Below are 13,680 nucleotides of genomic sequence, written 5' to 3' on the forward strand. Positions count from 1 at the left end.
GGGACCGGGGCGGCGCTTCAAGCTGCCGTTACTGGTTCTGCGGCGGCAATGCGGCGATGAAGGCGTGGTCGCGCTCGATCAGGCCGAGCTTGCTGGCACCACCGGGCGATCCGAGCTCGTCGAAGAACTCGACGTTCGCCTTGTAGTAGTCCTTCCACTCTTCCGGAGTGTCGTCTTCGTAGAAGATCGCCTCGACCGGGCAGACCGGTTCGCAGGCTCCGCAGTCGACGCATTCGTCCGGGTGGATGTACAAGGACCGGGAGCCCTCGTAAATGCAGTCGACCGGGCACTCCTCGATGCACGCCTTGTCCTTGACGTCGACACAAGGCTGCGCGATGACGTATGTCACGCTGTCGTTCCTCCTCGATACGGGCGTTGGCGGGCCGTCTTCAGGCTCCGCTCGCCTGGCGCGCGGGAGCGCGGCGTCGTCGATGCCCGCCTCTAGTATCTCCGTTCCCGGGCATGATCCGAACAGGAGGGGCGTACAGAGCTGTGGAATTCACTGCGGGCGGACGGCTCGAGGTCCGCATTACCCCTGCTGACGTGGGCAAACGAGTGTCTGTACGACGCCTTGACGACGGGTCGAGAACGGATGGCAAGTTCACTGACACGGTGGGTGTTCTCACATCGTGGAATGACGGTGTGGTACTGATCACACGACGTGACGGCGAGCGTTTCCGCATCGTGGAGAACACCCTGGTGGCGGGCAAGGTCGTCCCCGCGGCTCCGGCCCGCAGGCGCGGCCCGGCGGCGAACTACGCGGAGCTTGCGCGGGTCACCGCGCGCGCCTGGCCGCCCGTGGAGAGCGAGCCGCTCGGGGATTGGCGGTTGCGGGCCTCGGGGGGCTTCACCCGGCGGGCCAATTCGGTGCTGCCGACGGGCGATCCGGGAAGGCCGCTGGACGAGGCTCTGAAGTACGTACGCCATTGGTACGGGGAGCGGGAGCTGCCCGCGTACATCCAGGCCGCGACCGGCGCCGAAGGCACTCAGGAGCTGCTCTGCGCGGAGCTCGATGAGCGGGGCTGGCGGCGCGAGGTGAGTTCGGAGATCCACGTCGGTGCTCTCGCCCCGCTCGGCGATCGGGACGTGCCCGCAGCGGGCGCGGAAAAGGTGCGCCTTGCACGCTCCTTCGACGAGGCGTGGCTGCGGTTGTACAACCGATCCGGGGTACCGGGACCTCATGTGCTCCAGGTGCTGGCGGGCGGCCCCTCGGTGTGGTTCGCTTCCGTGCCCGGGGCCTCTACCGACGCGGGGCCCGCGGCGATCGGGCGGTGCGTCGTGGACGGGCGCTGGGCGGGGTTCATGGCGGTCGAGGTGGATCCGGCGCACCGCAGGCGGGGTCTGGCGACCGCGGTGATGGCGGCGCTTGCCCGGCAGGCGCTCACCGAGGGAGCTTCGGCGGCCTGGTTGCAGGTCGAGGACGGCAACGAGGGTGCGCGGGCGCTGTACGGCGGTCTTGGCTTCGCCGCGCACCACACGTACCACCACTATCGATACCCGTCGGCTCGGTAGCTCTACCGACCGGCACGGTAAGTAAGGCACGAGGCACGCATGCACGAGGAGTCAAGGACGGCCGCGTCCCGGCGGCGGTTCGCCGAGGAAGCCAGGTCCGAGCGGCCCGACCTGTCCCTGCTGTGCCTCCTGCTGGGCGCGGAGGCTGATCCGGAGCTCGGCGACGACGAGATCGACGCGGCGCAGATCGAACTCGACCGGCTCGCCGGACAGCTGCCCTACCGGCCCGGCGGCGCACGGGAGTGGGCGGCGGCGCTCGCCGAACTCCTGGGCGCGCGGTGCGGGTTCCTGGGCACTCCCGCGGACTACCAGCGGCTGGAGTCCTCCCTCCTGCACGAGGTGCTGCGGCGCCGCCGCGGCCTGCCCATCCTGCTCTCGGTGGTGTGGATCGAGGTGGCACGCAGGGCGGGCGCGCCCGTCTACGGCGTCGCGCTGCCCGGCCACTTCGTGGTCGGCTTCGGCGCCCGCGAGGAGCAGGTGCTCACCGATCCGTTCGCCGGCGGGCGGATCCTCACGGGCGAGGACGCCCGGGAGCTCGTCGCGGGGGCGTCGGGCGGCACGGTGACTCCCTCGATGCTGACGCCCACCGATCCGCTGAACATCGTGCTGCGCATCCTGAACAACATCCGCGCCTGGGCCGCGGCCCGCCCCGAGCGCTCGGACGTCGCGCTCTGGGCGGTCGAACTCTCCCTGCTGCTCCCCGCCCACCCGGCCCGGCTGCGTTACGAGCGGGCCCAGCTCCTCGTCCAGCGCGGCGATTTCCTCGCGGGCGCGGCGGAGCTGGAGACCTACGCCGACGTGGTGACGACGGTGGAGCCGACCACGGCGGACCGCGTGCGGGACCAGGCGCGGGCCGCGCGGGCGATGCTCAACTGACCGCCCTCGATGTGCGGGCGTAGCGTCCCGGCGCGATGCCCACCACGCGCTTGAAGTGCCGGGTGAGGTGCGACTGGTCGTAGAACCCCGTGGCGGTCGCCACCTCGCCCGGCGGCTGCCCCGCCAGGAGGAGCCGGCGGGCGCGGTCGACGCGGCGGGACATCACGTACTGGTGCGGGGCGATGCCGAAGGCCCCGCTGAAGGCCCGTACGAGGTGGCTGGGGTGGGCGTGGACCAGGCGGGCGGCCTCGGCCAGGGTCACGCCGTCGGCGAGACGCTCGTCGAGGAGGTCGCGTAGGTCGTGGGCGACACCGCGGCCCGTGCCGCCGGTGGCCGCGGGGGTCCCGGGAGCCCCGGGGGCCGCAGTGGGGCGCAGGTGGCCGCGCAGCCGCTCGCCGATCAGCGCGAGGCGGCTCTCGGCCTCCAGCTCGTCGCCCCGGTGCGCGAGGGCCGCGTGCAGCCGGCCCACGCGGTTGCGCAGGAGGGGGTCGACCAGGTCGGGGCCGTCCACCGCGGGGCCGATGAAACTCTCGTCGAGCTGCGTCATGTCCAGGTAGAGCACGCGCTTGCGGAAGCCGCCGGGGGTGGCGGGCGAGCCGTTGTGCGGGACCTGCGGCGGGAGCAGCGAGACGGTGTCGCCCGGAGTGCCGTGCTCGTGGCGGTCCAGGTCGTAGCGGACGGCGCCGTCGTCCACGATCAGGAGGGTCCAGGCGTCGTGGACGTGCATGGGGTACGCGTGCTCGGTGAAGTGGGCGTGGAAGACCTCCACGACCCCCGCGACCGGCGGGCGCCATGCGCAGATCTCCTGCCGGGCCACCATGCAAGAAACGTACAAGACCCGGGGACAGGTGGCTCGGCAGTCTCGATGCATGAGAACCACCGCTGAGACAGCCACCGCCGCAGCCGGGAACGCCGGGACGCAGAGTGCCGGGAACGCCGGGAACGCCGGGACGCAGAGCGCCGGGATCACGGGCGAGGCGCCCGTCCGCTTCGACACCAAGATCGCCGTCCTGCTCCGGGACGACCTGGAGACCTGGCAGCGCCTCAACGTGACGGCGTTCCTGGTCAGCGGGCTCGGCTCCACGGCGCCCGAGGTGATCGGCGAGCCGTACGAGGACGCCGACGGCACCCCCTATCTGCCCATGATCCGCCAGCCCGTCCTGGTCTTCGAGGGTTCGAAGGAGACCCTGACCACCGCGCACGGCCGCGCGCTCTCCCGTTCGCTGCCGAGGGCGGTCTTCACGTCGGACCTGTTCAGCACCGGCAACGACCGGGACAACCGTGCCGCGGTGCGGGCCGTGCCGACGGATCAGCTCGACCTGGTGGGGCTGCTCGTCCACGGGCCGCGCAACGCGGTCGACAAGGTCCTCAAGGGGGCCCGGATGCATCCCTGAGCGAGTCCCCGGGCGTCCCCCGGGCGTCCCCCGGGCCAGAGGGAACTCCGGGGGAGCGAGATCGGAGCGCTATCGATCGACCGGGCCGGGCACGAAGGACCTATGCACCCCCAATCCCCCGAGCGGCGACGCCTCTTCGCCGATCAGGTACGGTCCGCGCGGCCCGATCTCGCGCAACTGTGCCTGCTGATCGGCGCGGAGGCGGATCCCGCTCTCGACGACGTGGGCATGCGTGCGGCGCGGCACATCCTCGACCGCCTTGCCGACCAGCTGACCGAGCTGCTCTCCGACCGGCCCGCCGGGCCCCGGCCGCGGGCGCTCGCACTCGCCGACCTGCTCGGCACGCGCTACGGCTTCAAGGGCAGCCCCGGCGACTACCAGCACCTGAGCTCCGTGCTGCTGCACGAGGTGCTGCGCAGGCGCAGGGGCCTGCCCATCCTGCTCTCCGTGGTGTGGATCGAAGTGGCACGCCGCGCGGGTGTGCCCGTTCACGGCGTCGCCCTGCCCGGCCACTTCGTGGTCGGCTTCGGCACGCGGGACGAGCAGGTCCTCGCCAATCCCTTCGCGGGCGGGGCCGTACTCTCCCGTGCGGACGCGGAGTTGATGGTGGCGGGGGCCACGGGCGCCCCGCTCGCGCCGTCGATGCTGAACCCCGCGGGGCCCCTCGACATCGTGCTGCGCATCCTCAACAACATCCGCGCCTGGGCCGCGGCCCGCCCCGAGCGCTCGGACGTCGCGCTCTGGGCGGTCGAACTTTCCCTGCTGCTCCCCGCCCACTCCGACCGGCTGCACTACGACCGGGCCCAGCTCCTCGTCCAGCGCGGCGACTTCCTCACCGGCGCCCTGGAAATCGAGACGTACGCCGACACCCTGGCCGCCACCGACGAGGCGGCTGCGGTGCTGCTGCGCCAGGAGGCGCACGGCGCGCGGGCGATGCTGAACTGAGCCTCGCGGTGCGGCAGTTCAGAGCCGCCCCTTGTGCCGGGCGACGTTGACCGCCTCGGCGCGGTTGCGTACCGCCGGCTTCTGCCTCCAGGTAGTGCGTGGCGAACAGGACCGTACGGCCCTGCTGCGCCTGCTCGCGCATGGTGGCCCAGCCGGGTCCGGGATGACAGATGTCATGTCACGTCATGTCATGTCATGCGGAGGCCGGACGGTCGTGTCGCGAACCGTCCGGCCTCCGTCTTTCCGTACGCGGCGAAATCAGCCGGCGTTGGTCTCGATCACGCCGACCCGCTCGGCCGGGGTCTTGCCGATCAGTGCCTTGTTCATCGCGGCGGCCACGTCCGTCGGCTGGACGGGCGTCTTGTCGCCGTTGCCGCGCTGGATCAGGATGCCGTCGAAGACGTTGCCGTAGAGCTTCTTGAGCTCCGCGGTGTTGTAGTGCACCTGCAGCGTGCCGTTCTTGAGCACCTTCGTCTGAAGCACCTTAGGCAGCGACTTCGCCGGGCCGAACGGGATCGAGGCGCTGCCCGCCTTGATGGTGACGTTGGCGGACATGGCGGGCTCGGCGAAGCGCGTCATGAACTTGTCGACCTCGGCGTTCGAGACGGTCGGCTTGCGGGTCGTGACGGGCACGTTCACGGTGCCCGCGCTGCCGGTCTCGACCTGCTTGCGGTACGCCTCCGAAACGGCCTTGGTCGATGCGCCGACGTCGATTCCCTTGCCCGCCTTGCCGTACACGGCGACGGCCTTGCCGGGCACGAACTTGACCGAGCCCTCCCTGGCCGAGCCCGAGCCGCCCGCGGCGCGCTCCAGGGCGGCCGCCAGCTTCTCCTCGTCCACGGGCATGACCGGCTCGGCGACGCGTGCGCCGCCGAAGAGCGATCCGATCACCGACACGGGGTTGTAGTCGCTGCCCGCCGCCTCGCGGACGGTCGCCTGGCTGTCCAGGGTCAGTCCCGCCTGGTCCGGCTTGAGCGTGACCGTTTCGCCGTCGACCGACAGCTTCAGGGGCTTGGCGACGTCTTCGCCGATCGCCGCGTCGAGCTTCTTTACGGCTTCGTCGCGTGTGCCGCCGCCGATGTCGACGCCGAGCACGGTGGTGCCCTTCGGCACGTCGGCGTGGTTCATCAAGAGACCGGCGCCGTACGCCCCGCAGGCCACGACGACCACCGCGACGGCCACGAGAACGAGCTTGTTGCGCCCCTTCTTCTTGGCCGGCGCCGCGGCGACGGGCACGTTCGGCTGCACCGGCTCGGGGAGCTTGGGCGGGGTGTGCGGAACCGGTCCCTCGGCCTGCGGGCCCGCGGTGAACGGCGAGTTCTGCGCGGGCGGTACGACAGGGATGCCGCTGGTCAGGGTGTCGCCGGAGACGTTCGTGCCGGGCTTGGGCGCGCTCGGGCCGCCGGGGATGGAGCCCGGACCGCCGTGCACCGGGCCCGCCTTCTGCGGCGTGAGGATGGCGGTGTCGTCACTCATAACGGGCCCACCGGGGCCCGCGCCCGCTCCCGCGCCCGAACCGGCGGCGGGGTTGGCCGGGTTGGGCCGGTTGCCGGGGCCGCCGGGGTTGCCGGGAGCGCCGGGGTGGCCGGGACCGCCCGGGGTCGGCGGAGCCATCGGGTTCGCCCGGCCCGCCGGGTTGGCCTGGTTCGCCGGGTCGGACGGGTCGGACGTACGGGGACCTGCCGCCGGGTTCGGCGCCATCGGGCCGTCACCGGTCACCGGACCGCTGGTCGGGCCCGAGGGACCCCGGCCGCCGTCGCCCCCGGCACCTCCCGCGCCTCCCGCACCCCCGGAGAAGTACGGCAGGTCTCCGCGCTGCGGATCACCGCCCTGCGGCGCGCCGTTGCCGAGCGGGCCCGACGCCACGGCGCCGGACACGTCGAAGGAGCCCGTACCGGAACCGCCCGTTCCCGAACCGGCGGCTCCATTCGCGCTGTTACCGCCGTTGGTGCTCGTGGAGCTGGTGGGGCCAGTGCTGCTCGTGGGGCTCTTGCGCGGCGCGAACCAGTCGCTCGTCTTCTCCTTCTCCTCGGCCGGAGCGGGGGAAGGCGCGGGCGCGGACGACGACCCGGCGGCGGAAGATCCGGCGGGCCCGGGCGCGGAGCCCGGAGCGGACATCCCGGTGGAACCGGGGCCACCCGCGCCGTTGGCGGTACCGCCCGCGCCGTTCACCGGCCCCGGACGCCCCGCGCCGTCCCCGGCGCCGGTTCCGTCCGCGGCGCGGCCCGCGCCCCGCGGGCGCGCGTTCACGTCGCTCTCCGCGACGGGCGTACGCATGACGACCGGCGGAATGGGCCGCGAACCGGGGATGTTGATCCGGACGCGCGTGGTCAGCGTGGTCTCGGTCTTGGGCTCGTCGGGCCGCTCGTCGGCGGTCTGCCGCTGCGCGCCGTCCGAGGCACCGTCCGAGGCGGCACCCTGCGCCGGGGAGCCGTACGGCGGCGTCCCCGAGGGGTATGCGGCTCCACCGCGCCCCTGGGGCCCGGAGGACGAACTGTCAGTTTCACGACTCAAGGCAGGTTCTCCCGGTTGGCTCCGCCGCTTGTGCTCCCCGCGCGGTGGGGGTCCCCCCGGCCGGAGAGGCTGGGGGAGGCTCGGCGGCGCGCACCACCATACTGGCCGCCGTCGGCACTCATCCTGTGACCGCCTTCAAACCCGTGCGGCACACGGGTTGAAGTGGTACGTCACTTGCCAAGTCGGGCGGCGGGTCCGCCTGGTTGCGGCCGCCCGCCGAGGGTGGCGCACATCACAGCGACGGCCATCCCGCCGAGCAGGAAGGCGTACGAGCCGAGCCCCGCGCCGAAGAGGAAGTCCCCCTCGGGCCGGCTGGCCGTAAGCAGCATGACGGCCACGAGCCAGCCCGCCGCCGGCGCCACCGCTCCCGCTCTGGTGCCGATGGCGAGGACTCCGCCGTAGAAGAGCCCGGCGGCCCCGAGGAGCGCGAGCAGCAACCCGCCGGGGAACCAGCCCCCTTGGACGAGCGCACCGGCCGTACCGATGACCGCGCCGAGGACGAAAAGCCCCGCATAAGCGGCAAGTCGCCCGAAATTGAGCGGCTGGGCGAGTGCGCTGCCGCCCGGCGGAGCGGCAGCGGATGACGTGCCGGAGGGCCGGCCGGGGGGACGGCCGGAAGCCGATGTCGCACGCGAACGAGTACTCACAGCCCCGTCACCTCTTCGAGCCCCGCGAACAGATCCGTCTCACGCTCGCCGTCCATCGCACCGGCTTTCCCTCGCACCAACTCGTAGTACTCCACATCGAAGATCGGCTGCGCGAGCCCGTTCGACAGGACGAAGAGCGGACCCTGCACCTCGATCTGCGTGGCGTGCGCGCGCATCGCCGCCGCCTTCCGCCGCGCGAAGGCTGTCCCGTCGATCTCGGTCGTGACGCGTTCGTCGTCCGTCACACCGGGCACGTCCCCGGGCACTCCGGGAGTCGTGAACGTCGTGTGCCGCAGGGCGCCCTCCATCCACCGGAACCGCTCTTCGACGACGGAACGCGGTGCGCGGTTCCAGTAGACCTTGTCGATGGTGTGCGGTTCGCCGAGATCCGTGCGGAAGGCGCTCTCGGCCGCGAGGTCGGCGGCGCGCATCGCGACCCGGTGGGCCTGGATGTGGTCGGGGTGGCCGTATCCGCCGTTCGGGTCGTACGTCACGAGGACCTGCGGACGCACCTCGCGGATCACCTCGACGAGGTGCGCGGCGGCGGCATCGAGATCGGCGGACCAGAAGGCGCCGGGCCGGTGGTTCTGCTCGATGCCCATCATCCCGGAGTCGCGGTAGCGCCCGGTGCCGCCGAGGAAGCGGTGGTCGGTGACCCCCAGCTCCTTCATCGCGGCGGCGAGCTCGCCGATGCGCTGCGGCCCGAGCACGTCCTCGCGGTCGGGCGCGAGGTGGGCGAGCTCGGGCGGGATGACCTCGCCCTCCTCGCCGAGCGTGCAGGTCACCAACGTGACATGGGCGCCGTCGGCCGCGTACTTGGCCATGGTCGCGCCATTGTTGATCGACTCGTCGTCGGGGTGCGCGTGCACGAGCAGCAGACGCCGGGCGGGCAGTTCCGTCATGGGACCACCCTACGAGCACCCCGCACGCCGCTCAGAACTTGATGTCGCCGATCATCCCCGCCACGTTCGTCGTCAGCTCGTTGATCGTCGGGGCGATGGAGGAACTCGCCAGATAGAACCCGAGGAGGACACAGACGATCATGTGGCCCGCTTTCAACCCCGACTTCTTGACCAGCAAGAAGACAATGATCGCCAGCAGCACCACCACCGAGATCGAGAGTGCCACGGCGGCTCACCTCCAAGTCGCAGACCTGCACCAGTGCGGATGCCCAGCAGGTACATACCCACTAAGCGCTACGGATCATAACTATCCGTGGGTCCGCATGAGTCGGAGCACGGCAGCACAAGGGGGCGCATGCCCCATAGGCTCGGAGGATGACCATCGAGACGCCCGCTACCGCCGGGCACACCGAGAGTCAGGCGCAGCGGCTCTCCTTCCCTCGCCTGCACGCCCGCACGCAACGCTTCACTCTCGGTGCGCCCCGTGCGTTCACGGTGGCGCCCGACGGATCACGCGTGACCTTCCTGCGCTCGTCGTCCGGGACGGACCGGGCGAATCAACTCTGGGTCCTGGACCTGGAGGACGGTGCCGTCGAGCGCGTCGCGGCCGATCCTCAAGCGCTCCTGAAGGGCGCCGTCGAGCGCCTCTCTGCCGAAGAACGCGCCCGCCGCGAGCGCAGCCGCGAGGGCGGCGCGGGGATTGTGGGGTATGCCACGGACGCGGCGGTGGAACTCGCCGCGTTCACTCTCTCCGGGCGGCTCTTCGCCGCGGAGCTGCGCGCGGGCACCGCACGCGAACTGCCCGCACCCGCCCCGGTGATCGACCCGCGCCCCTCGCCCGACGGCCGCCACATCGCGTACGTCGCCGGGGGCGCCCTGCGGGTGACGGGCACCGACGGCGGTGGCGACCGGGCGCTGGCGGCACCCGAGCCGGACTCCGCCGAGAAGGAGACCGTGACGTACGGCCTCGCGGAGTTCATCGCGGCCGAGGAGATGTCGCGTTCGCGCGGTTTCTGGTGGTCGCCCGAATCGGACCGCCTCCTGGTCGCACGTGCCGACGACGCCCTGGTGCGGCGCTGGTGGATCGCCGATCCCGCGCACCCGGAGACGGAGCCCACACGGGTCGCGTACCCGGCGGCCGGCACGGCCAACGCGGACGTACGCCTCTTCGTCGTCACCCTCGACGGCGAGCGCACCGAGGTGATGTGGGACCGCGCCCGCTATCCGTACCTGGCGCGGGTGCACTGGTCGTCGGCCGGGGCGCCGCTGCTCCTCGTCCAGTCCAGGGACCAGCTCAGCCAGCTCTACCTGGCCGTCGACCCGGACGACGGTTCGACCCGCATGGTGCACGCGGAGGAAGATCCGCAGTGGCTCGAACTCTTCCCCGGCGCCCCCTCCTGGTCCCCCAGCGGGCGCCTCGTGCGGATCGTGGACGAGGGCGGCGCGCGCGTGCTCGCGGTAGGGGAACGCCCGCTCACAGGGCCGCAATTGCACGTCCGCGCCGTACTGGACGTGGCGGACGACGATGTCCTGATCTCGGCGTCCGCGGGCGAGGCCGCCGCGGCCCCCGAGACCGGCGAGGTGCACGTCTACCGGGTCAACGAACTGGGCGTCGAGCGTGTCTCCACCGAGCCCGGGGTGCACTCCGCGGTGCGCTCGGGCGGCCTCACGGTCCTCGTGTCGGCCACCCTCGACGAGCCGGGCGCCCGGGTCCGGGTGCTGCGCGACGGCAAGCAGGTGGCCACTGTCGTCTCACACGCGCAGCATCCGGGGCTCACGCCGCGCGTGACCCTCACCGAGGGGGGCGCACGCAAGATCCCGTGCGCCGTGCTGCTCCCCACCGGCTACGAGGAGGGCTCGGGCCCGCTGCCGGTGCTGATGGACCCGTACGGCGGCCCGCACGGCCAGCGGGTCGTCGCCGCCCACAATCCGTACCTCACGTCCCAGTGGTTCGCCGACCAGGGCTTCGCGGTGATCGTCGCCGACGGCCGGGGCACGCCGGGCCGCTCCCCCGCGTGGGAGAAGGAGATCCGGCGGGACTTCACGCTCACCCTGGACGACCAGGTGGACGCGCTCCAGGGCCTCGCCGCCTCCTTCCCCCTGGATCTCGACCGGGTCGCCATCCGCGGCTGGTCCTACGGCGGTTACCTCGCCGGGCTCGCCGTCCTGCGCCGCCCCGACGTCTTCCACGCGGGGGTGGCGGGGGCGCCGGTGACGGACTGGCGGCTGTACGACACGCACTACACGGAGCGGTACCTGGGAAATCCCGGCGAGGACCCGGCGCCGTACGCCCTGAGCTCCCTGGTCACCGAGGAGGGCCTCGTCTCGCCCGAGGTGCCGCATCGCCCGCTGATGATCGTGCACGGCCTCGCGGACGACAACGTGGTGGTGGCGCATGCGTTGCGCCTGTCGTCGGCGCTGCTGGCCGCGGGGCGTCCGCACGAGGTTCTGCCGCTCTCCGGGGTCACGCACATGACCCCGCAGGAGCAGGTGGCGGAGAACTTGCTGCTGTTGCAGGTGGAGTTCCTGAAGCGGTCGCTGGGGCTGTCCTAGACCCCGCGCGCACGGCGACCGGCCGGGGGGACATGGCAAAACCCCGGCCGGTCTACGGCACCCGCACGGCCGTACGTCTGTAAGCCTGCCGTGTGCGTGTGGCAGTGCGGGGTCGGCGGGGTTGCCCTCATGTTTCTTCCCCCCGAACCCAACCCCGCCCCTACGGAACCACCTGCTTCTCCTCCGCGAAGTGACAGGCGGAGTCATGCGCCGCGGGTCCCTCCTCGTAACGGAACTCCGCCGGAACGGCCAGCGCCGGCACCTCGAGCGCGCACCGCTCCCGCGCCTTCCAGCACCGCGTGCGAAACCGGCACCCCGACGGCGGATTCGCCGGCGAGGGAACATCCCCGCTCAGGATGATCCGCTCCCGCTGCTCCCGCGCCGCCGGATCAGGCACCGGCACAGCCGAGAGCAGCGCCTGCGTGTAGGGATGCGTCGGATGCTCGTAGATCTCCTCGTCGGAGCCGATCTCGACGATCCGCCCCAGGTACATCACACCCACCCGGTCGGAGATGTGCCGCACGATCGACAGGTCGTGCGCGATGAACACGTACGACAGATCGAACTCGTTCTGGAGACGGTCCAGGAGGTTCACCACCTGGGCCTGGACCGAGACGTCGAGCGCCGAGACCGGCTCGTCCGCCACGATGATCTCCGGCCGCAGCGCCAGCCCCCGCGCGATCCCGATCCGTTGCCGCTGCCCGCCGGAGAACTGATGCGGGTAGCGGTTGATGTACTCGGGGTTCAGGCCGACCACGTCGAGCAGCTCCTGCACCCGCTGCCGCCGCGACCCCTTCGGCGCGACCTCCGGATGGATCTCGTACGGCTCCCCGATGATGTCGCCGACCGTCATCCGGGGATTCAGCGACGTGTACGGGTCCTGGAAGACCATCTGGATGTTGCGGCGCACGGCCTTCAGCGCGCGCCCGGACAGCTTGCTGATGTCCTCGCCCTTGTAGCGGATCTCGCCCGCCGTGGGCCGCTCCAGGTTCACCAGCATCTTCGCGACCGTCGATTTGCCGCAGCCGGACTCCCCCACGATGCCCAGCGTCTCGCCCTGCCCGAGGTCGAAGTCGACGCCGTCGACGGCCTTGACCGCGCCGACCTGCTTGCGGATGACGATTCCTTGGGTGAGCGGATAGTGCTTGACCAGGCCCCGCACCTGGAGGATCGGCTCGCGGCCTCCCGCGGAGCCGTGCGCGGCGAACTCGTGCTCCGCCCGCGCCTTGTCCATCAGCTGTCGCGCGCTCTCGCCCTCCGCCTCCAGCTGCTTCTTGCTGATGTGCTCACCATGAGGCATCGAGCGTCTCCTTCCAGAAGTGGCAGGCGCTCCGGCGTTCGGCGGCCAGACCCTCGTACGCCACCTCGTAGAGCGGCGGCACATCGGTCCTGCAGACGTCCCTGGCCATCGGGCAGCGGGGGTTGAAGGCGCAGCCCGGCGGGATGTGCATGAGGTTGGGCGGCAGACCCTTGATCGCGTAGAGCTCCTGGCCCTTCTGGTCGAGGCGGGGGATGGATTCCAGGAGGCCGCGCGTGTACGGGTGCGCGGGCGCCCGGTAGATCTCGTGGACGGGGGCCTTCTCGACGATGCGGCCCGCGTACATGACGGCGATGTTGTCGGCGACGTCCGCGACGACGCCCAGGTCGTGGGTGATGAGGATCAGGCCCATGTTCAGCTCGCGCCGGAGCTCGGCGAGCAGGTCCATGACCTGGGCCTGGACGGTCACGTCCAGGGCCGTGGTCGGTTCGTCGGCGATGATCAGCGAAGGTTCCAGGGCCATCGCCATGGCGATCATGATGCGCTGGCGCATGCCGCCGCTGAACTGGTGCGGGTACTGCCCGACGCGTTCCTTGGCGGCCGGGATGCGCACCCGGTCCATCAGCTCGATCGCCTTCGCCTTGGCGTCCTTGCGGGACATCCCCTGGTGGACGACGTACATCTCGCCGAGCTGCTGGCCGACGCTGAGCACCGGGTTCAGGGACGACAGGGCGTCCTGGAAGATCATCGCCATGCCGGCGCCGCGCGTCTTGCGCCGCTCCTCCCCCTTGAGCTTCAGGAGGTCGCGGCCCTTGAAGAGGATCTCGCCGCCGGTGATCTTTCCGGGCGGCATGTCGAGGATGCCCATGATGGCCTGCGCGGTCACGGACTTGCCGGAGCCGGATTCGCCGAGCACGGCGAGTGTCTCGCCCTCGGCGACGCTGTAGTCGACGCCGTTGACGGCCTTGGCGACGCCGTCCCTGGTCCGGAACTCCACGTGCAGATCGCGGACTTCGAGGAGCTTGGATGTGCCGGGCGAACCGGATGCGGACGCCTCGGATGCCACGGTTGCCATGGGC

Annotated in this window: 13 protein-coding genes; 5 read left to right on the top strand and 8 right to left on the bottom strand. The window is 71.6% G+C overall.

What is annotated here, in order from left to right; all coding sequences use genetic code 11:
- Positions 1-28 precede the first annotated feature (28 nt).
- Entirely contained in the window at positions 29-349 is a 321-nt protein-coding gene (fdxA, locus tag IE226_RS17195) for a ferredoxin (protein WP_030573070.1), read from the bottom strand.
- Between the two features lie 143 nt (positions 350-492).
- Here fdxA and IE226_RS17200 point away from each other — a divergent pair, with 143 nt between their 5' ends.
- Positions 493-1,512 (top strand): GNAT family N-acetyltransferase, encoded by a 1,020-nt coding sequence (locus tag IE226_RS17200; RefSeq protein WP_190082106.1) that lies wholly within the window; start codon positions 493-495, stop codon positions 1,510-1,512.
- Between the two features lie 39 nt (positions 1,513-1,551).
- Positions 1,552-2,388, top strand: a complete 837-nt coding sequence (locus tag IE226_RS17205; RefSeq protein ID WP_190082107.1) for a transglutaminase family protein — start codon at positions 1,552-1,554, stop codon at positions 2,386-2,388.
- Here IE226_RS17205 and IE226_RS17210 read toward each other — a convergent pair.
- Positions 2,381-3,208 (bottom strand): helix-turn-helix transcriptional regulator, encoded by an 828-nt coding sequence (locus IE226_RS17210; RefSeq protein ID WP_190082108.1) that lies wholly within the window; start codon positions 3,206-3,208, stop codon positions 2,381-2,383. The genes IE226_RS17205 and IE226_RS17210 overlap by 8 nt on opposite strands.
- A 49-nt stretch (positions 3,209-3,257) precedes the next feature.
- Between IE226_RS17210 and IE226_RS17215 the strand changes: the two genes are divergently transcribed.
- Both IE226_RS17215 and IE226_RS17220 read left to right on the top strand, forming a co-directional pair.
- Complete coding sequence (locus tag IE226_RS17215; RefSeq protein ID WP_373306969.1) at positions 3,258-3,782, top strand: DUF2000 domain-containing protein; 525 nt, start codon at positions 3,258-3,260, stop codon at positions 3,780-3,782.
- Positions 3,783-3,884: 102 nt separating this feature from the next.
- A complete protein-coding gene (locus tag IE226_RS17220) occupies positions 3,885-4,727 on the top strand; it encodes a transglutaminase family protein (RefSeq protein ID WP_190082109.1) in 843 nt (280 codons plus the stop codon).
- Positions 4,728-4,985: 258 nt separating this feature from the next.
- Here the strand turns inward: IE226_RS17220 and IE226_RS17225 are convergent, their stop codons facing one another.
- The 4 genes from IE226_RS17225 to IE226_RS17240 form a co-directional block, all read right to left on the bottom strand.
- Positions 4,986-7,241, bottom strand: a complete 2,256-nt coding sequence (locus tag IE226_RS17225) for a hypothetical protein (protein ID WP_190082110.1) — start codon at positions 7,239-7,241, stop codon at positions 4,986-4,988.
- Between the two features lie 170 nt (positions 7,242-7,411).
- The gene (locus tag IE226_RS17230) at positions 7,412-7,888 is read right to left on the bottom strand and encodes a DUF6113 family protein (protein ID WP_190082111.1); all 477 of its coding nucleotides are present in this window, start codon (positions 7,886-7,888) and stop codon (positions 7,412-7,414) included.
- Positions 7,885-8,790 carry an N-acetyl-1-D-myo-inositol-2-amino-2-deoxy-alpha-D-glucopyranoside deacetylase gene (gene mshB / locus IE226_RS17235; RefSeq protein WP_190082112.1) on the bottom strand — a complete coding sequence of 302 codons (906 nt, stop codon included), beginning with the start codon at positions 8,788-8,790 and terminating at the stop codon, positions 7,885-7,887. Before mshB ends, IE226_RS17230 begins: the two co-directional genes overlap by 4 nt.
- A gap of 31 nt (positions 8,791-8,821) precedes the next feature.
- A complete protein-coding gene (locus IE226_RS17240; RefSeq protein WP_190082113.1) occupies positions 8,822-9,016 on the bottom strand; it encodes a hypothetical protein in 195 nt (64 codons plus the stop codon).
- A gap of 149 nt (positions 9,017-9,165) precedes the next feature.
- On the opposite strand from IE226_RS17240, the gene IE226_RS17245 reads away from it, so the two are divergent.
- Entirely contained in the window at positions 9,166-11,343 is a 2,178-nt protein-coding gene (locus IE226_RS17245) for a S9 family peptidase (protein WP_190082114.1), read from the top strand.
- 160 nt (positions 11,344-11,503) lie between these two features.
- Here the strand turns inward: IE226_RS17245 and IE226_RS17250 are convergent, their stop codons facing one another.
- Together IE226_RS17250 and IE226_RS17255 are read right to left on the bottom strand one after the other, a co-directional pair.
- Complete coding sequence (locus IE226_RS17250; protein ID WP_190082199.1) at positions 11,504-12,577, bottom strand: ABC transporter ATP-binding protein; 1,074 nt, start codon at positions 12,575-12,577, stop codon at positions 11,504-11,506.
- Between the two features lie 52 nt (positions 12,578-12,629).
- Positions 12,630-13,676 (bottom strand): ABC transporter ATP-binding protein, encoded by a 1,047-nt coding sequence (locus IE226_RS17255; RefSeq protein ID WP_190082115.1) that lies wholly within the window; start codon positions 13,674-13,676, stop codon positions 12,630-12,632.
- Positions 13,677-13,680 lie beyond the last annotated feature (4 nt).

This window comes from Streptomyces longisporoflavus, assembly GCF_014649775.1.
Classification (GTDB): Bacteria; Actinomycetota; Actinomycetes; order Streptomycetales; family Streptomycetaceae; genus Streptomyces; species Streptomyces longisporoflavus.